Source organism: Aurantimicrobium minutum (assembly GCF_029892845.1).
Lineage (GTDB): Bacteria > Actinomycetota > Actinomycetes > Actinomycetales > Microbacteriaceae > Aurantimicrobium > Aurantimicrobium minutum_B.
Genome location: NZ_JARXVT010000004.1, coordinates 20,628 through 38,355 on the forward strand (window position 1 = coordinate 20,628; position 17,728 = coordinate 38,355).

The window sequence follows — 17,728 nt, forward strand, 5'->3', positions numbered from 1 at the left end:
AGTTAACGAAGAAAGCCACTGCCTTGCGGCAGTGGCTTTCTTTGAGTTTCCTCTATGACGATTAGACGCCGTAGTAGAGCTCGAACTCGAAGGGGTGGGGACGCAGCGAGAGAGGCTTGATTTCGTTGTCGCGCTTGTACGAAACCCAGGTCTCAATGAGGTCCTTGGTGAACACGTTGCCCTGCAGGAGGAATTCGTGGTCTGCTTCGAGAGCCTGGAGTGCGTGCTCCAGAGACTCAGGAACCTGAGGAATGTTCTTTGCTTCCTCGGGTGGCAGTTCGTAGAGGTCCTTGTCTACGGGCTCGTGTGGCTCGATACGATTCTTGATTCCGTCGAGACCAGCCATCATCTGTGCAGCGAATGCGAGGTAAGGGTTACCCGATGCATCAGGTGCACGGAACTCGATGCGCTTTGCCTTGGGGTTGTTACCAGTCAAGGGGATGCGGATCGCAGCGGAACGGTTACCAGCTGAGTAAACGAGGTTTACGGGAGCTTCGTAACCTGGAACCAGGCGGTGGTAGGAGTTCACGGTTGGGTTGGTGAATGCGAGCACAGCACCTGCGTGCTTGAGCAGACCACCGATGTACCAACGTGCGAGGTCAGAGAGACCACCGTAGCCGTTTTCGTCGTAGAACAGTGGCTTGCCATCGTTCCAGAGCGACTGGTGGGTGTGCATACCTGAACCGTTGTCACCGAAGAGAGGCTTAGGCATGAATGTGGCAGTCTTGCCCCACTCGTTTGCAGTGTTCTTGACGATGTACTTGAACTTCAGAATGTCATCTGCAGCCTTGACCATGGTGTCGAAGCGGTAGTTGATTTCACCCTGACCTGCGGTACCCACCTCGTGGTGGCTGCGCTCGAGGATGAGACCAGCGTTGATGAGCTTGAGGCAGATGTCGTCACGGAGATCAGCGTGCTGGTCCACGGGGGAGACGGGGAAGTAACCGCCCTTGTAGGGGGTGGTGTTGCCGAGGTTTCCGCCTTCAATCTTCTTGCCGGAGTTCCAGGGAGCCTCGGAAGAGTCAATCTTGTAGAAGGAAGTCTGCTGGTTTACTTCGTAACGTACGTCATCGAAGATGAAGAATTCTGCTTCGGGCGCGAAGAACGCAGTGTCAGCGATTCCAGTTGATGCAAGGTACTTTTCAGCCTTCTTTGCAACCTGACGGGGGTCACGGTGGTAGATCTCACCGGTACGTGGGTTGTAGATGTCGAAAAGCATGACGAGAGTGCGCTCGGTGCGGAACTCATCGACGTAGCAGGTGGTGGGGTCTGGGATGAGCTGCATGTCCGACTCGTGGATCGAGGCGAAGCCACGGATCGACGAACCATCGAACATCTGACCTACAGTGAAGAATTCTTCGTCAACTGTGGAGGCAGGGATGTTGAAGTGCTGCTGAACACCGGGGAGGTCGGTGAAGCGGATGTCAAGGAACTTTACGTCAGTGTCCTTGATGAACTTCAGAACCTCAGAGGAATCTTTGAACATGCTTAGATAGCTCCAAATTAGATGGAATAAAGCGGTTACGTGAGTGCAACCTTGATACCAATGTACGAGTCTGGCGTTGCGTAGCTGTATCGCAATTGTTTCCACCATGTTACAGGCTTCGAGGCGCGTAAACTCGGGGGTATGGCTTCCAACAACTCCGGCGCATCAAAACGACCAGATCTTCCCATTAGTCGCTACCCCGGGGAGCGTTTGGGTTTGCCAGAAAAAGGACCACGTTCGGTTGCTCGAGTGGGTCGTCGCATCATCGCTTTGGCGCTTGATTGGACTATGTCAGGGGTCCTCGTGTCGCTGCTGATGGGTGCTAACTATTTTGAATTAGTCGAACGTGCAACAGCTGCCTCAGAAAATCTGAGGAAGGGTTCCACCAGTGAGGCCCTTGCACAGATGCAATCTGCAAGCGATGCCCTCGTCGCACACCAAACGTATGTTGGCCTGATGTTTGTGGCACTACAGATTCTTGCGATCTGGTCTATCGGGGGAAGCATCGGGCATCGACTCATGGGTCTCTACCTCGTGAATTTCACTGGAGGGAGCCTCACCTGGTGGCGACCGATAGTGCGAAGCTTCATGCTCGTGCTGGTTATTCCAGCGTTGGTCTGGGATTCAGACCAACGTGGTTTCCACGACAAGATCGCTGGAACGCTGCTACTCAAGTCCAGATAGAGAAATCCGGCCCACTCGAGGAGTGGACCGGATAATCAGTTCTGTTAGCGTGCGCGCGAAGGGCGAACCTTGTAGGGGTCGATGCCCTTCGGGATTGGAATGTTTGTTCCAAGAGAAGCTAAACGGTTTGAGACAACACGTACTTCACTCTTGGTCAGAGCGTGCTTGATCTTGGTGAGCTGCCAGCCGAGCTTGTAAAGCTTGACGGACTGTTCGTCGGGGCCCACAGTAATCACGGTGATGGGAACGTTAGGAAGAATCTTGGCGGTCTTGCGCTTCTCGTCATCAACGAGACGCTGGGTACGGGCAATGGGGCCTTCGGCAATAAGTGCAACACCACCACGACCAACGGCGCGGTAAACGGCATCCTTGGTTTTCGCGTTGATGGCGACGGGCATTTCTTCTGCAATCCAGCTTCTCTTGAGTGCGGACTTGATCACAGCACCAACAGCACCAGGTTGACCCTCAATCTGAGAGTAGGCAGCACGCTCTGCGCGACGACCGAGCACGATGAGTCCAACAAGTAGACCCAACATCACGCCCACGATGATCCAAATCACCAGGGTGAAAACATTGCCGTCACTGAGCAGGAGACCTGCTGCAACACCAGCTCCGGAAGGGAGCAGGACGGAGAGCAAGAGCAGTCCAACAACGCTCTTGTCGTAGCGACGGGTCATCTGGAAGACCTGCCACATCTGAGCTAGACGTGAAGATCCCTTGGGTTTTTTCGTACGTGCCATGAAGAAAACAATACCTATCGTGGAGTGGTTTAGATGACCACCACGGGGGAGATCACCTCAAGAAGTGACTAAACGGCCTGGGAGAAGCCGAGCTCAGCATCAGCTAGGTGGCTGAGGCTTTCAGGGATTTCCCGTCCCTTGGCTCGCATGGACTGCGCGTAGAGGCGTCCTGCGCGGTAGGAAGAACGCACTAGCGGCCCAGAGAGGACCCCGAGATAACCAATTGCTTCTGCCTCATCCTTGAGCTCAACAAACTCTTCAGGGTGAACCCAGCGGTCCACAGGCATGTGACGTGCACTGGGACGCAGATACTGCGTGATGGTAATGATGTCGGTGCCAGCATCGTAGAGATCCTGCAACGCCTGGCTCACTTCTTCACGAGTCTCACCCATACCGAGAATGAGGTTTGATTTGGTGATCATTCCTGCATTGCGTCCCTGTGTCAGGACATCAAGTGAACGTTCATAGGTAAAGGCGGGGCGAACGCGCTTGAAGATGCGAGGCACTGTTTCCACGTTGTGGGCAAAGACCTCAGGAGCTGCATCAAAGACCTGCTTCAGGTGGTCTGGGTTTCCGGAGAAGTCAGGCACAAGAATTTCCACGCCAGTGTTGGCGTTTTGCTGGTGAATCTGTCGGATGGTCTCGGCATAGAGCCAGGCACCCTCGTCTTCAAGGTCGTCGCGAGCGACACCAGTGACAGTTGCGTAGCGTAGATTCATCTGGGCCACGGATTCGCCCACACGACGAGGCTCGTCGCGGTCAAAAGCATCAGGCTTACCGGTATCAATCTGGCAGAAGTCGCATCGACGGGTGCACTGTGAACCACCGATGAGGAAGGTTGCTTCACGGTCTTCCCAACATTCGTAAATGTTGGGGCAGCCAGCCTCTTGGCACACGGTGTGGAGGTCTTCGCTCTTCACCAATTTCTGGAGCGCCTGATATTCAGGCCCCATCTTTGCTTTGGTGCGAATCCATTCAGGCTTTTTCTCGATAGGAGTTTCGCTGTTACGAACTTCCAAGCGCAGAAGCTTGCGGCCATCAGCTGACATGAGCATCCTCAAAGTAGTGAGTGAAAAGACGAGTAACAACAGGGACAACGTCACTGGGGGTGATGTTTGTTCCCGAAACTTGAGAAAGTGTTGTGGCACCAGCATCACGGATTCCACACGCAACGATGTTCTCATATGCCTGGAGCGAGTTATTGCAGTTGATAGCGAAACCATGCATGGAAACGCCTTCGCTGATTCGAATGCCGATTGCTGCGACTTTGTCGTATCCCAGGCCACGGTTTACCCAGACGCCAGAGCGTCCGTCTACTCGTTCACCTGTCACGCCGAATTCAGCTGCTGCCTCTATCAGAAGGCCTTCAATGGTGCGGACATAGGCCACGACATCCATGGGTTCTTGAAGCTTGGTAATGGGATACCCCACGAGTTGCCCAGGTCCGTGCCAGGTGATCTTTCCGCCGCGGTCAACGTCAATGACTTCAGTTCCGTCCACAGGACGCTCGGAGTCTTCCGTTCTTTTGCCGGCTGTATAGACAGACTGGTGCTCGAGCAATAGAAGAGTGTTGGGGCGTTCTCCGGAAACCACTTGTTTGTGGATTTCACGCTGTTTTTCCCACGCTTCACGGTAGGGGACTGCGTCATCTCCGAGACCGAGAATGACCACATCCAACATGCTTCAAGTCTACCTGCCGTGTCGCTCTTGTTCTCCACAGGAGTATTTCCTCAGAGGCCTACACCTCAGGCAACTTGTGGGAACGGATGAGCTCTTGGTGCTGGCATATTCACACTTATGTCTACGCGGAATCACTCTCACATAATCGGCTATTTAGTTGAGCCTGACTCACACAACCATGGTGAATTCACAGGTACCGCCGAGATTAATGGACAGCCTATTCAGCATCTCCTCACTCCCTATGCTCAACCTGGTTTTCCCATAGATGTTGGCAGAAATGAGAATGGTGATCTTGTTTGGGTTTCTGAACGCGGCACTGGAAGACAAGTTATCCCCGCTTTGAGTGCTAATCCGTCTCTAGTCATGACCTTTGACCCGCCACGAAGTGAGCAAATAGAAGACAAGGAATTGCCAGAGATTGCTCGTAACCCTGTCCAGGTATTAGTTGGAGTTCTTTCACGACGTCGTATGCCTGTCATCGCTTCTGCTGTCTCGGGAGTTGTCCTCGTAGTTGTAGGTCTTGGACTGACGTCGACTCCAACGAATTCAACTGAAGCCATGTCGGATATTGCACCTTCACTGTTTTCGTCGCAACAACCAGATCCAGCTCACGTGATGGAACCCACTCAAGCCGCAATCGAATTTGTTCTTGCCGGACAGGTTCCTGGGTTCTCGCTACCTAGTGGTGTTTCTCGTGAATCTCTCACCGCAACAGTGGTGAGCACTAGTGGAGAAATTGTGTTGGTCGATGTTCACGCCGATCAAGCAGAAGGCTTAACGACATTCGCCACGCTGCTCCTGCAAAAATCAGGAACTGCGTGGCGAATTCGTGAGGTGTTTGATCCTCGTTAGAACTTAGATGCCGAGGTCAGCGTCAAATGCGCCTTCTTCGAGACGTTCCTTCATTGCTCCGAGGAAACGTGCAGCGTCAGCACCATCGATGATGCGGTGGTCATAGGACAGAGCAAGGTAGACCATCGAACGAACGGCGATAACTTCCTGTCCTTCAGCTTCAATCACGACGGGACGCTTGGTGACAACACCGGTACCGAGGATGGCGAGCTGGGGGAGGAAAACAACAGGGGTGTCGAAGAGCGCTCCACGAGAACCAGTGTTGGTCAAAGTGAAGGTTCCACCAGCAAGCTCGTCTGGCTGCAGCTTGTTGTCGCGGGTGCGAGCAGCTACGTCAGCGATAGCGATGGAGTACTGAGCAATGTTCAGCTCTCCTGCGTTCTTGACAACTGGGGTGAGCAGACCGCGCTCGGTGTCAACTGCAATCGACACGTTTTCGTAGCCGGGGTAAACAATGTTGTCACCGTCAACAGTTGCATTGATGATGGGGAATGCCTTGAGTGCCTCAGTTGCTGCAAGAGCAAAGAATGGCATGAAGCTGAGTTTTCCACCAGTTGCGGCAACGAACTGTCCCTGAACACGCTTGCGCAGTTCAGCGATGCGAGTGACGTCTACTTCTACAACGCTGGTGAGCTGAGCAGTGCTCTGCATCGAGATAACAGCACGCTCGGCAACAACCTTGCGCAGGCGCGTCATCGGAACAGTAGTTCCACGCAGAGGAGAAACGGTCAGTGGGGTGCGGGCCTTTGCAGGAGCTGCAGAAGAGCCTCCACGAGCTGAGAGAACGTCTTCCTTGCGGATGCGTCCACCGATACCAGTACCGACAACAGCGTTGAGATCTACACCGTTCTCGTTAGCAAACTTGCGAACGATAGGAGTGACGTAACCTGCACCACCTGAGTGAGCAGGAGCCGCAGCTGGTGCTGCAGGAGCTGCTACAGGCTGAGGTGCAACGACGGGAGGTGCTACGACTGGAGGAGCAACAACAGGTGCTGCAACCACGGGAGGTGCCACCACTGGGGCGGCAACAACAGGTGCTGCAACCACGGGAGCTGCAACGGGCTCTGGTGCGGCAACTGGTTCGGGAGCAGCAGGTGCTGCTGGAGCTTCGGCTGCAGGTGCTGCAGGAGCTGCTCCAGCGCCGGAACCATCACCAATGTGTGCAAGGACGGTGCCGACGGCAACGGTCTCATCCTCTTGGACCAGAATTGCTTCCACAATGCCCGAGATGGGCGAAGGGATCTCGGTGTCAACCTTGTCAGTTGATACTTCGAGTAAAGGCTCATCTACCTCTACGCGGTCACCGACGTTCTTGAGCCACCGGGTAACGGTGCCTTCGGTGACGCTTTCACCCAATGCGGGGAGGCTGACTGACTCGCTCATGGACTAAATCTCCTTGTTAGCTGCTGCGTTGTTTAGCTTACTAATGCTTGACCGGTCTCTACAGCGTGTGTAGAGGCTTGCCAGCGAGGTACAGGAATGCTTCACCCAGGGACTCGTTCTGAGTTGGGTGGGCGTGAAGCAATGGTGCGATGTCCTCTGGGTGTGCTTCCCAGTTGACGACGAGCTGAGCTTCACCGATGAGCTCACCCACGCGAGCACCAATCATGTGAACACCAACGACGGGGCCGTCGATAACGCGAACAACCTTGACGGAACCAGCGGTTCCGAGGATTTCGCTCTTACCGTTACCAGCGAGGTTGTAATCGTAGGCAGCAATCTTGTCTGCGCCATACTGCTCTGCAGCCTTTGCTTCGGTGAGGCCAACAGATGCGATTTCAGGCTCGCAGTATGTGACCTTGGGGATGTTGGTGTCGCTGATCACAACTGGGTTGAGGCCGGCAATTTCTTCGGCAACGAAGATGCCCTGCTGGTAACCGCGGTGAGCAAGCTGAAGGCCAGGAACGATGTCACCAACTGCATATACGCCAGGAATGTTGGTAGCAAGACGTTCGTTGGTGATGACGTAACCACGATCCATGGTGATGCCGACCTCTTCGAAGCCACACCCTGCAGTTGCAGCGCCACGTCCGACAGCAACGAGCATGAGGTCTGCTTCGACGGTCTCGCCGCTTTCGAGAGTGATGACAACACCAGAATCGCTCTGGGTCACGCCCTGGAAGCGAACACCAAGCTTGTAGTCAATTCCACGCTTGCGGTAAGCACGCTCAAGAGCCTTGGAGATGCTTTCTTCTTCGTTAGGAACGAGGTGGGGAAGACCCTCAATGATGACAACTTCAGCACCGAAGCTCTTCCAGACTGAAGCGAACTCCACACCGATAACGCCGCCACCAAGAATGGCGACCTTGTTGGGAACGTAGTTCATCTGAAGTGCGTGCTCGCTGGTGATGACACGGCCGCCGATTTCGAGACCGGGAAGTGAGCGAGAGTAAGAACCAGTAGCAAGAACAACGTTCTTGCCCACGATGGTGTCCGCGCCCACAGCAATAGTGTTGGGCGAAACGAGACGGCCTTCGCCTTCGATGACGGTGACGCCACGTGCCTTGATGAGGCCGCCGAGACCCTTGAACTTCTTGGCGATAATGTCTTCGCGGAATGCGTTGACACGATCCATGTCCACGCCGTTGAAAGTGGCGTTAATGCCGCATTCGTGAGCTTCACGAGCGTTGTCAGCAACCTCGGCTGCGTGCAACATCGCCTTGGTGGGGATACAACCCACGTGGAGGCAGGTGCCACCAAGCTTGTTCTTTTCGATGAGTGCGACGTTCATGCCAAGTTCGCTTGCGCGGATGGCAGCAGAGTAGCCACCACTTCCGCCGCCAAGTACGACGAGGTCAAAGTTGAGTTCAGCCACGTTTCTGCTCCTTTTGAGAGGGTGTTTGCGCCAGTTAGACGCAAAAATCTGCGTTACTTTCGGTGAAGTTAACCTTTATGAGACTACTACGCCGTGGCGTATGACTCTGCGAGGTTGATCAGTGTTCTCACTGCTACGCCGGTAGGGCCTGCGCTGGTAAAGCCATAAGCCCCTCCAGCGTTGTTCGCCGTGTTGGCGATATCCAAGTGAACCCAGGGAATCTGGGGAGCATCTGGCTTATCGGAGGTCTTTCCTACGAAATCTTTGAGGAAAGTAGCTCCCACAAGCATTCCACCAGCTGTGTTGCCAGGCTTGACGTTCGCAATATCTGCGACATCTGAGTTCAGATATGCACGCAATTCCTCGGGCAACGGCATGTGCCAGAAGTTTTCTCCGGTTGAATTTCCGAGTTCCACGAGGTGGGAAATAGTTTCGGCGTCACCCATCACTCCTGTGTAGCGAGTGCCCAGAGCGGTTGTTGCAGCGCCGGTGAGAGTAGCGATGTCAAAGATGACATCGGGGTATTCCTTACTTGCGGCAACTAGGCCATCGGCGAGAACCAAACGACCCTCGGCATCAGTGTTGAGCACTTCTACTGTTTTTCCACCGTGAATGGTGAGGACGTCATTTGGACGGGTAGCTGTGCTGGACGGCATATTTTCTGCAAGACATAGCCATGCAGTGATGTTGACATTGAGTTTGAGCTTGGCGGCAGCAGTGATGATGGCCAGGGTTGATGCCGCACCAGTCATGTCATATTTCATGCCGATCATGCCTGCACCGGACTTGAGAGAAAGCCCACCGGTGTCGAAGGTGATGCCCTTGCCGACGATGGCTATGTGTTTCTTTGCCTTGCGGGGGGAATACACAAGCTTGACGAGTCGAGGAGGGCGCGATGAACCTTGTCCGACTCCCACGATTCCGCCAAAACCGTCCTTGATGAGAGCCTTTTCGTCCCAGACGGTCGACTTGATTGGTAATCCCTTGATGGCGGCAAGTGTGTGGTCAACAAAGGTCGCTGGGTAAAGATCGTTAGGGGGAGTGTTCACTAGGTTCTTGACCAGGGTGAGTGCCGCTGCACTGACAGCTGGTTTTGAAAGGTCTACTGTCAGTTTCTTATCGGCAACAATTTCAATCGATGTCACCGCAGACTTTTTCTCCGGTGTCGATTTGTATTCGGTGTATGAATAAGAGCCAATTGCTGCGCCTTCAGCGAGCGCTTCGAGAGAAGCTGCTTCGACAGCACCAAAATCGAAGGCGACAGTTTCATTTCCCGCCAACTTCCTCACGGCAACCGCTGCTGCGTAACGGAAGCTGTTTGGGGTTAGAGGGCCAGAACCAAGTCCAACAATGGCAAGAACGGTGGCGGGGTGTGCTGGATCTATAGCCGTGGTGAAAGAATCTTGTGCCCCGGTGACGTCCAATGACGCTGCGAGTTTTTGCAGTTTGGTTGTGTCCCGAGAAGCAACAAGGCGAACCCCCTTCTTCTCTGCCACAGCACCGATCACAATCAGTGCGTGTGACGAAGGACGGGAGACCATAGATAGCGAAGGAATACTCACGACTTCACCCTAGGTTCCTGCGCACTATGCAGGCTTCTCCCACGCGTACAACGCAACAGAATTACGAACGTAGACTGAAGCTATGCCTGAACGCGAGAGCTTGCTCCACTTCGTGATGGACCCTGTTGAAGTTCCGCGAGGATTGCCGCTGGTCGCCGGTTTGACCGGGTTCGCAGACTCAGGTTCAGCGGTCACTGGATTCACCGACTACATCGTGGACACGATGGATTCGCAGATCATTGCCATCTTTGATGCAGACTCTCTGCTGGATTACCGTGCTCGTCGCCCCATCATCTATTTCGATCAGGATCACTTAACTGGTTTCGAACCTCCGATGTTGGCTTTCCATCTGGTCCGTGACGAAATGTCACGTCCTTTCATCTTGTTGACAGGGTATGAACCAGATTTCAAGTGGGAAGCGTTCAGTCGAGAAGTTCTTAACTTCGTTGAACGATTCGATATCGCCACAACAACTTGGGTTCATTCCATTCCAATGCCAGTGCCTCACACGCGTCCTATCGGCACCACGGTCAGTGGTAATCGCTCAGACCTCATCGAACAGTTCTCGGTCTGGCGTCCTCACACCCAGGTTCCAGCCAATGCCATGCACTTGGTCGAATATCGTCTTCAAGAAATCGAACACGAAATTGCGGGCTTTGTTCTCCTCGTTCCTCATTACTTGGCAGATACTGAATTCCCTCAGGCATCTCTGGTTGCGCTGGAAAGCATCAGCTCCGCAACTGGTCTCATCTTCCCAACGGATCGTTTGAGAGAAGAGGGCCGTGAATTCGTCGCCAAGATCGACGAACAGGTCGAGACCAATGAAGAGTTGAACAAGCTCGTCCACACCCTTGAACAGCGATACGACTCGTATATGAAAGACAACGCTCTTCGTTCGCCTCTGACTGACCTTGAAGGTGAACTTCCGACAGCAGATGAAATCGCTGCAGAACTTGAAGAATTTCTTGCGTACCGTCGTGGTACGGAAGAGTCTGGCGACATGCGATAATAGAAACCGGACCCAGTCTGTTCCCTTCCCGGGACTTGACAAGGGTCCTAGTTATGCCCCCGAACAGGAGAAATCTGCTCATGGCAACAGAGAAGGCACCATCTAAGCCCAAAGGTCGCATTGCGTCGTTCTTTGGTGGAAAATCTAAGCCCTCTGCCGCCGAGCCTGCTCCGGAAAGTACTCCCTCTGTGAAGGCTCCTGCCGCCAAGACTCCTGCCCCAAAGACAACCAAGACGACTGAAAAGCCAGCGGCGAAAGCCCCAGCAAAAGCAGTTGCTAAGACTCCAGCCAAGGCAGAAAAGCCTGTTGTAAAGGCTCCTGCAAAGACAACGGCGGCGAAGGCTCCTGCTAAGGCCCCTGCCAAGGCAACTGCGCCCAAGGCCGCTCCCAAAGCTGCTGCGAAAGCCGAGCCAAAAGTTGCAACCAAAGCACCTGCTAAGGCACCTGCTAAGGCTGAAGCAAAGCCAGCTGTCAAAGCTCCTGTGAAAACAGTAGCGAAGGCACCTGCAAAGACAGCTGCCAAGGCTCCTGTAAAAGCTGTTGAAGCTGAAAAGCCAGCAGCTAAAGCGAAGAAGCCCACTAAAGCTGAGCTTGAGAAAATGGCTAACGCTCTTCTTACCGAAGAAGCAGCCCCAGCTGAGATCGCATCCAAGCGTGGCCGTGGTCGCGCGAAGGCAGTAGATCCTGATGCTGACGACGAAGAAGTCGATGTTGAAGAGCTCGTTGCTGATGTCGTTATTGAAGCCGTAGTCGTTGAGGTGTCAGATGAGGACGCACTCGACGAAGACGAAGACAAGCCTGCTCGTCCCGCTGTGACGGAAGAACCTCTTCCTACTGGCGCGATTGTTCTCTCCATGGCTGATGAAGATGATGACGTTCCTGTCTACTCAACTGCCATCACCGGTGCTACAGCAGACCCCGTCAAGGACTACCTCAAGCAGATCGGTAAAGTTCCACTTCTCAACGCTGTTGAAGAAGTTGAGCTCGCATTGCGCATCGAGGCTGGTCTTTTCGCTGAAGACAAGCTTGCAACCAAGAAGAGCATTCCTAAGCAGCTCGAACGTGAACTTCGTTGGGTAGCTCGCGATGGTCAGCGCGCAAAGAGCCACCTACTGGGTGCCAACCTTCGTCTGGTTGTGTCACTTGCGAAGCGCTATACCGGTCGTGGCATGCAGTTCCTGGATCTCATTCAGGAAGGTAACCTCGGCCTGATTCGTGCAGTTGAGAAATTCGACTACACCAAGGGCTTTAAGTTCTCGACATACGCAACGTGGTGGATCCGTCAGGCCATTACCCGCGCCATGGCTGACCAGGCTCGTACCATCCGTATTCCTGTTCACATGGTTGAAGTCATTAACAAGCTTGCACGTGTTCAGCGTCAGATGCTTCAAGACCTTGGTCGCGAACCAACTCCTGAAGAGCTCTCTCGTGAACTAGACATGACTCCTGAAAAGGTTGTCGAAGTTCAGAAGTATGGCCGTGAGCCGATCTCTCTCCACACACCCTTGGGTGAAGATGGCGACAGCGAATTTGGTGACCTCATCGAGGACACTGAGGCAGTTGTTCCTGCAGATGCAGTTGGTTTCACCATGTTGCAGAAGCAGTTGGAGTCTTTGTTGGATTCACTATCCGAGCGTGAAGCTGGCGTAATCCGCATGCGCTTTGGCTTGGGCGATGGAATCCCCAAGACACTCGATCAGATTGGTGACACGTTCGGTGTCACTCGTGAGCGTATTCGTCAGATTGAGTCGAAGACGATGGCGAAACTTCGACACCCTTCGCGTTCTCAGTCACTACGTGACTACCTCGAGTAAATCGAGAGACATGAAAGAAGCCCCGACGCATTCGCGCCGGGGCTTCTTCGTTAAGTCAGGTGTTAGATCGAGCGATCGTTAGCTGCGTGCAGCTTTGCCGTCTCATCATGCCATTCAGCTCCCAGGCCAGTGAGCTTTTCACGGTGCTTGGAGGCGTGGTGTGCACAGAAGAGAAGGACACCGCCTGCGGGCATGGTGGCACGAACATATGCCTGAGCACCGCAGCTGTCGCAGCGGTCAAGGCTGGTGAGCTCGGAGGCTACGTCGGTTGATGCTGTTTCAGTCATTGCTGTTGTCATCTCTCGCTCCTCTTCGTAATGAAGTCCTAAGCACATATAACCATGAAGAGCTGGTAAATGATGCCGGTTTAGCGGGCATTTCGCTGACCGCGTATCAGTATCCTGACGCGTGCCTCCGTGGAATCAGGGGTTCGACAAACTACTGTCAAAGAGCGCCACGAAGTAGTTGAGGAGTCGCGTGAGTTCTTCAGAGTATTCCGCTCGCCATCTTTCCGTTTTGGAAGGACTGGAAGCTGTCCGTAAGCGTCCCGGTATGTATATCGGTACGACCGACTCTCGTGGTCTCATGCACTGTCTCTGGGAAATCATTGACAACTCTGTCGATGAGGCGTTGGGCGGTCACGGCAACTGCATTGAGATTCAACTTCACAAGGACAACAGTGTTGAAGTCCGCGACAAGGCTCGTGGTATTCCTGTCGATGTTGAGCCCAAGACTGGTCTGACCGGCGTTGAGGTTGTCTTCACCAAGTTGCATGCTGGTGGAAAGTTTGGTTCAGGTTCTTACGCTGCATCAGGTGGACTTCACGGTGTTGGCGCTTCGGTAGTGAATGCACTTTCTGAACGTCTCGATGTCGAAGTTGACCGTGACGGCAACATCTGGGCGATGTCTTTCCGCCGCGGAGAGCCAGGCATCTTCGATGATAGTAAGGGAATAGCTCCCAACAACCCCTTCACTCCCTTTGAAGACGGCAGCTCTTTGAGCGTCAAGGGCAAAGTTGCCAAGGGTGTCACGGGTACTCGCGTCCGCTACTGGGCAGATCAGCAAATCTTCACTCCTGGTGCTTCTTTCCAGACCGAAGACCTCAACGATCGTGCTCGTCAGACTGCTTTCCTCGTTCCAGGTTTAGAGATGAAGATTTCAGATGAACGAGGATCTGAAGTTCTTGAGTCGAGCTTTAAGTTCAGTGGAGGTATCAGTGAATTTGCTGAATATCTCGCTCCTGATTCTGCTGTGACTGATATCTGGCGTTTGACGGGTGAAGGTCACTTCACAGAAACGGTGCCTGTACTTGGTTCAGATGGGAACATGGCTCTTTCTGAAGTTGAACGAAGCTGTGGTGTTGATATTGCGCTGCGGTGGGGAACTGGTTACGAAACGGAAATGCAAAGTTTCGTCAACATCATTTCCACCCCAAAGGGTGGAACTCACCAGCAAGGTTTTGAACAGGCACTCCTCAAAGTCATCCGAGCTCAGGTCGAAGCAAACTCTCGCAAGCTCAAAGCTGGCAATGACAAAGTCGAGAAAGACGATGTTCTAGCCGGTCTCACAGCAGTCGTGACTGTTCGAGTTCCAGAACCACAGTTTGAAGGCCAAACGAAGGAAGTTCTCGGAACTCCAGCGGTGAAGGCGATTGTTGCCTCAGTCGTTCAGAAGCAGCTTGCAGCACGCCTCACCTCAACCAAACGTGATGACAAGACGCAGTCCTCTCTGTTGTTAGAGAAAATTGTTTCTGAGATGAAGAGCCGTATTTCGGCCCGCACCCACAAAGAAACTCAGCGACGTAAGAATGCACTCGAAACGTCAAGCCTTCCTGCCAAGCTCGTAGATTGCCGCAGCAACGACGTTGAACAGTCTGAATTGTTCATTGTGGAGGGTGACTCAGCACTGGGCACGGCAAAGCTTGCTCGAAACAGTGAATACCAAGCTCTTCTTCCTATTCGAGGCAAGATACTTAATGTTCAAAAAGCTTCTGTTTCAGACATGCTCAACAACACGGAATGTGCATCAATCATCCAGGTGATTGGTGCTGGTTCAGGTCGTAGCTTCGATCTTGACGCCGCACGTTATGGCAAAGTCATCTTGATGTCTGATGCTGATGTGGATGGTGCACACATTCGCACGCTCCTGTTGACTCTGTTCTTCAGATACATGCGCCCACTCATTGAGGCCGGTCGCGTCTTTGCAGCCGTGCCACCACTGCACCGTGTTGTCGTTCTCAATCCAGGCACTAAGCCCAATGAAACGATTTACACGTATTCAGAAACTGAGCTGCAGTCTGTTTTGGCTGCATTAGCAAAGTCTGGCAAGCGCTATCAGGAGCCTATTCAGCGATACAAGGGTCTCGGTGAGATGGATGCTGATCAGCTAGCCACCACCACGATGGATCGCTCAGCTCGTACACTTCGCCGCGTTCGTGTTGAAGACGCTGCCATGGCAGACACCGTCTTTGAACTTCTTATGGGCAACGACGTGGGACCACGTCGTGACTTCATCATTGAAGGCTCTGCAGGTATGACGCGCGACAGAATTGACGTTTAGTTTTAGCTCACTGCATTACCCACGAATGCGACGTCGCCGTCCAGGAGTGTTCCTGAGGCATCACGCTTAGCCAGTTCTGTGGGGAGTTCTCGTGGCATGCCATCAAGTGCGCTGGCGCGAGGTGTGCCTTGACCTGCCCAAGCGAGAGCTAAGGCATCTTCGCCCTTGAGGAGAGTCTGTGCGCGCACGCCACCGGTGCCACGACCCTTAGCGGGGAATTCTGTCAGCAGTGACATCTTTGCGCGGCCGGCATCTGTTCCCAACAGAGTATTCATGCTGGTGGAGATAGTGACGACCTGTGCTTCAGCTTCGGGGCAGGCAGTGAAGTAGATGACTCGAGAGTTGTCTGAGACACGAATACCGGCCATGCCGCCGGCTGCAGCCCCCTGTGGGCGCACAGCGTCTGCACTGAAGTGAAGCAGCTGTGCATCTGAGGTGACGAAAATGAGTTCATCTGCATCTGTTGCAGGTGCAATTCCAACTACTTGGTCAGAATCCTTCATCGAGATGATGGCGTTTCCAGACTTCACGGGGAATGCATCTGCCTGAATGCGCTTCACAACGCCTTCAGTGGTTCCTAGCGCGTAGGTTGTGTCGCCACCGAGGGTAACTAGACCAATGACCTTTTCTCCGGATTCCAGCTCAATGTAGTCAGAGCTGTTCACGGCGGCTGCGAGAGAAACGCTGGACGCTGGAACTCCAGGAAGTGACACAGGAGAAAAGTGAACTAAACGTCCTTGGCTAGTAACCGCACCTATTAATCCACGACGTGTTGTTGTGACATCAGAGACCACTCCATCGTGAGCAGTGCGGTGGGTTCCCTGAGCTATCGGATCTTCCGCATTTTCTAGATCAACACGGGCCAAACGACCACTTGCTGAAAGGAGAACGCGACAAGGGGTGTCTTCGAGCTGCAGAGCCTCGGGCTGAGCAGACGCAGCACGAGCGGCTGTTGTGGCGGGTGCGACTGTTGACGTGGAGAGTACTGTTCGTCGAGGAGTACCCAGATTCTTAGATACTTCGGAGAGTTCTTTCACTACGACATCGATTAGCTTCTTATCGCTGGCGAGGATGGTTTCGAGCTCCCCAATTTCCTTACGAAGGGCATCTGCTTCGGCTTCGAGTTCAACTCGTGAGAACTTGGTCAGGCGGCGCAAACGAAGTTCTAGAATGTAGTCAGCTTGAGGGACGGAGAGTTCAAAGACGTCCATCAAGCGTGCGCGAGCTTGTTCGGTGTCATCGCTCTGTCGAATAAGTTGAATGACCTCATCGATATCCATGATGGCGACAAGCAGACCATCAACAAGGTGAAGTCGTTCTTGGCGCTTGGCCAAGCGGTGCTGAGAGCGGCGTTGAACAACCAGCTTGCGGTGTTCGACATAGACCGTGAGCATTTCTCGAAGACCCATGGTCTGTGGGCCGCCGTTGACGAGTGCCACATTGTTGATGCTGAAGGAATCTTCGAGGGGGGTGTAACGATACAACTGCTCAAGAACTGCTTCGGGATCGAACCCCGTTTTTATTTCAATCACGAGTTTCAAACCGTGATGGCGATCAGTCAGGTCAATAACGTTGGAGATGCCGTTGAGTTTCTTACTGGTAACGCCATCCTTGATTTTGTCGATGACTTTTTCAGGGCCAACAAGGTAAGGAAGCTCAGTGACAGTGATTCCCATCTTGCGTGGGGAAATGCTGCCGATGGTCACGCGGGCACGGGTCTTGAAGCTGCCACGACCCGTTTCGTATGCCTCACGGATACCGTCCAAGCCCATGATGACACCACCCGAAGGAAGATCGGGCCCGGGAACGAAAGCCATCAGGTCGTCCAGCGTTGCCTGGGGGTTACGGAGCAGGTGGATAGAAGCCTCAATGACCTCAATGAGGTTGTGAGGAGCCATATTGGTGGCCATACCGACGGCAATACCGCTGGCACCGTTGACAAGAAGGTTGGGATACGCAGAAGGTAGGACGTCTGGCTGTTGGAACTGGTTGTCGTAGTTCGGAACGAAGTCGACGACATCCTCATCCAGGTTTGCTGTCATTGCGAGTGCGGAAGCTGCCAGACGTGCTTCGGTGTAACGAGCAGCAGCGGGACCGTCGTCGAGAGAACCAAAGTTTCCGTGGCCATCGATGAGGGGGAGGCGGAGTGAGAAATCTTGGGCCAATCGCACAAGTGCGTCATAGATTGAAGCATCACCATGTGGGTGGAGCTTTCCCATCACTTCACCGACGACACGGGCAGACTTCACATGGCCCTTATCGGGACGTAAACCCATCTCACTCATCATGAAGAGAATGCGACGCTGAACAGGCTTCAAACCATCACGCGCATCAGGCAGTGCGCGTGAGTAGATCACGGAATAGGCATACTCCAGAAAGGAGTCCCGCATCTCTGTCGAGACATCGATGTCTTCGATGCGTTCGACAGCATCGTGAGCGGGGGAGGAGGGGGCCATATCTCTGATCTTTCGTTACGCATAAGACGTTGAACGCATACCAAGCAAACCGCTCAAATATGGCAGACTGA

General features: G+C 53.6%; 14 protein-coding genes. 5 read left to right on the forward strand and 9 right to left on the reverse strand.

Annotated elements, in window-relative coordinates; genetic code table 11:
- Window positions 1-61: 61 nt before the first annotated feature.
- Window positions 62-1,486 carry a type I glutamate--ammonia ligase gene (gene glnA, locus M2118_RS06140; protein WP_280795054.1) on the reverse strand — a complete coding sequence of 475 codons (1,425 nt, stop codon included), beginning with the start codon at window positions 1,484-1,486 and terminating at the stop codon, window positions 62-64.
- A 141-nt stretch (window positions 1,487-1,627) separates the two neighbouring features.
- Between glnA and M2118_RS06145 the strand changes: the two genes are divergently transcribed.
- A complete protein-coding gene (locus M2118_RS06145) occupies window positions 1,628-2,170 on the forward strand; it encodes an RDD family protein (protein WP_280795055.1) in 543 nt (180 codons plus the stop codon).
- Window positions 2,171-2,214: 44 nt separating this feature from the next.
- Here M2118_RS06145 and M2118_RS06150 read toward each other — a convergent pair whose 3' ends face one another.
- The 3 genes from M2118_RS06150 to lipB all read right to left on the reverse strand — a co-directional run bounded on the left by M2118_RS06150 (window position 2,215) and on the right by lipB (window position 4,590).
- On the reverse strand, window positions 2,215-2,910 hold the full coding sequence (locus tag M2118_RS06150; protein WP_280795056.1) for a DUF4191 domain-containing protein: 696 nt from the start codon (window positions 2,908-2,910) through the stop codon (window positions 2,215-2,217).
- A 68-nt stretch (window positions 2,911-2,978) separates the two neighbouring features.
- Window positions 2,979-3,959 (reverse strand): lipoyl synthase, encoded by a 981-nt coding sequence (lipA, locus tag M2118_RS06155; RefSeq protein WP_420807779.1) that lies wholly within the window; start codon window positions 3,957-3,959, stop codon window positions 2,979-2,981.
- Window positions 3,949-4,590 (reverse strand): lipoyl(octanoyl) transferase LipB, encoded by a 642-nt coding sequence (gene lipB / locus M2118_RS06160; RefSeq protein ID WP_280795057.1) that lies wholly within the window; start codon window positions 4,588-4,590, stop codon window positions 3,949-3,951. Before lipB ends, lipA begins: the two co-directional genes overlap by 11 nt.
- 363 nt (window positions 4,591-4,953) lie before the next feature.
- On the opposite strand from lipB, the gene M2118_RS06165 reads away from it, so the two are divergent.
- Window positions 4,954-5,442, forward strand: a complete 489-nt coding sequence (locus M2118_RS06165) for a hypothetical protein (RefSeq protein ID WP_280795058.1) — start codon at window positions 4,954-4,956, stop codon at window positions 5,440-5,442.
- Window positions 5,443-5,445: 3 nt separating this feature from the next.
- Here the strand turns inward: M2118_RS06165 and M2118_RS06170 are convergent, their stop codons facing one another.
- The 3 genes from M2118_RS06170 to M2118_RS06180 all read right to left on the reverse strand — a co-directional run bounded on the left by M2118_RS06170 (window position 5,446) and on the right by M2118_RS06180 (window position 9,819).
- The gene (locus tag M2118_RS06170) at window positions 5,446-6,825 is read right to left on the reverse strand and encodes a 2-oxo acid dehydrogenase subunit E2 (protein ID WP_280795059.1); all 1,380 of its coding nucleotides are present in this window, start codon (window positions 6,823-6,825) and stop codon (window positions 5,446-5,448) included.
- 58 nt (window positions 6,826-6,883) lie between these two features.
- Complete coding sequence (lpdA, locus tag M2118_RS06175; RefSeq protein WP_280795060.1) at window positions 6,884-8,257, reverse strand: dihydrolipoyl dehydrogenase; 1,374 nt, start codon at window positions 8,255-8,257, stop codon at window positions 6,884-6,886.
- Window positions 8,258-8,343: 86 nt separating this feature from the next.
- A complete protein-coding gene (locus tag M2118_RS06180; RefSeq protein ID WP_280795061.1) occupies window positions 8,344-9,819 on the reverse strand; it encodes a leucyl aminopeptidase in 1,476 nt (491 codons plus the stop codon).
- A gap of 82 nt (window positions 9,820-9,901) precedes the next feature.
- On the opposite strand from M2118_RS06180, the gene M2118_RS06185 reads away from it, so the two are divergent.
- Both M2118_RS06185 and M2118_RS06190 read left to right on the forward strand, forming a co-directional pair.
- Window positions 9,902-10,828: a proteasome assembly chaperone family protein gene (locus M2118_RS06185; protein ID WP_280795062.1), complete on the forward strand. Its 927-nt coding sequence runs from the start codon at window positions 9,902-9,904 to the stop codon at window positions 10,826-10,828.
- A gap of 188 nt (window positions 10,829-11,016) precedes the next feature.
- On the forward strand, window positions 11,017-12,642 hold the full coding sequence (locus M2118_RS06190) for an RNA polymerase sigma factor (RefSeq protein ID WP_432418389.1): 1,626 nt from the start codon (window positions 11,017-11,019) through the stop codon (window positions 12,640-12,642).
- 62 nt (window positions 12,643-12,704) lie between these two features.
- Here the strand turns inward: M2118_RS06190 and M2118_RS06195 are convergent, their stop codons facing one another.
- The gene (locus M2118_RS06195; protein WP_280795064.1) at window positions 12,705-12,941 is read right to left on the reverse strand and encodes a DUF7455 domain-containing protein; all 237 of its coding nucleotides are present in this window, start codon (window positions 12,939-12,941) and stop codon (window positions 12,705-12,707) included.
- 178 nt (window positions 12,942-13,119) lie between these two features.
- Between M2118_RS06195 and M2118_RS06200 the strand changes: the two genes are divergently transcribed.
- Entirely contained in the window at window positions 13,120-15,201 is a 2,082-nt protein-coding gene (locus tag M2118_RS06200) for a DNA gyrase/topoisomerase IV subunit B (RefSeq protein WP_280795065.1), read from the forward strand.
- Between the two features lie 2 nt (window positions 15,202-15,203).
- Here M2118_RS06200 and M2118_RS06205 read toward each other — a convergent pair whose 3' ends face one another.
- Entirely contained in the window at window positions 15,204-17,657 is a 2,454-nt protein-coding gene (locus M2118_RS06205; protein ID WP_280795066.1) for a DNA gyrase/topoisomerase IV subunit A, read from the reverse strand.
- Between the last annotated feature and the right edge of the window lie 71 nt (window positions 17,658-17,728).

What these genes read in the sequence shown, in the direction of transcription:
- glnA (WP_280795054.1), bottom strand. Translation starts at nt 1,486, where the DNA reads ATGTTCAAAGATTCCTCTGAGGTTCTGAAGTTCATCAAGGACACTGAC.
- M2118_RS06145 (WP_280795055.1), top strand. Translation starts at nt 1,628, where the DNA reads ATGGCTTCCAACAACTCCGGCGCATCAAAACGACCAGATCTTCCCATT.
- M2118_RS06150 (WP_280795056.1), bottom strand. Translation starts at nt 2,910, where the DNA reads ATGGCACGTACGAAAAAACCCAAGGGATCTTCACGTCTAGCTCAGATG.
- lipA (WP_420807779.1), bottom strand. Translation starts at nt 3,959, where the DNA reads ATGTCAGCTGATGGCCGCAAGCTTCTGCGCTTGGAAGTTCGTAACAGC.
- lipB (WP_280795057.1), bottom strand. Translation starts at nt 4,590, where the DNA reads ATGTTGGATGTGGTCATTCTCGGTCTCGGAGATGACGCAGTCCCCTAC.
- M2118_RS06165 (WP_280795058.1), top strand. Translation starts at nt 4,954, where the DNA reads ATGACCTTTGACCCGCCACGAAGTGAGCAAATAGAAGACAAGGAATTG.
- M2118_RS06170 (WP_280795059.1), bottom strand. Translation starts at nt 6,825, where the DNA reads ATGAGCGAGTCAGTCAGCCTCCCCGCATTGGGTGAAAGCGTCACCGAA.
- M2118_RS06185 (WP_280795062.1), top strand. Translation starts at nt 9,902, where the DNA reads ATGCCTGAACGCGAGAGCTTGCTCCACTTCGTGATGGACCCTGTTGAA.
- M2118_RS06195 (WP_280795064.1), bottom strand. Translation starts at nt 12,941, where the DNA reads ATGACAACAGCAATGACTGAAACAGCATCAACCGACGTAGCCTCCGAG.
- M2118_RS06205 (WP_280795066.1), bottom strand. Translation starts at nt 17,657, where the DNA reads ATGGCCCCCTCCTCCCCCGCTCACGATGCTGTCGAACGCATCGAAGAC.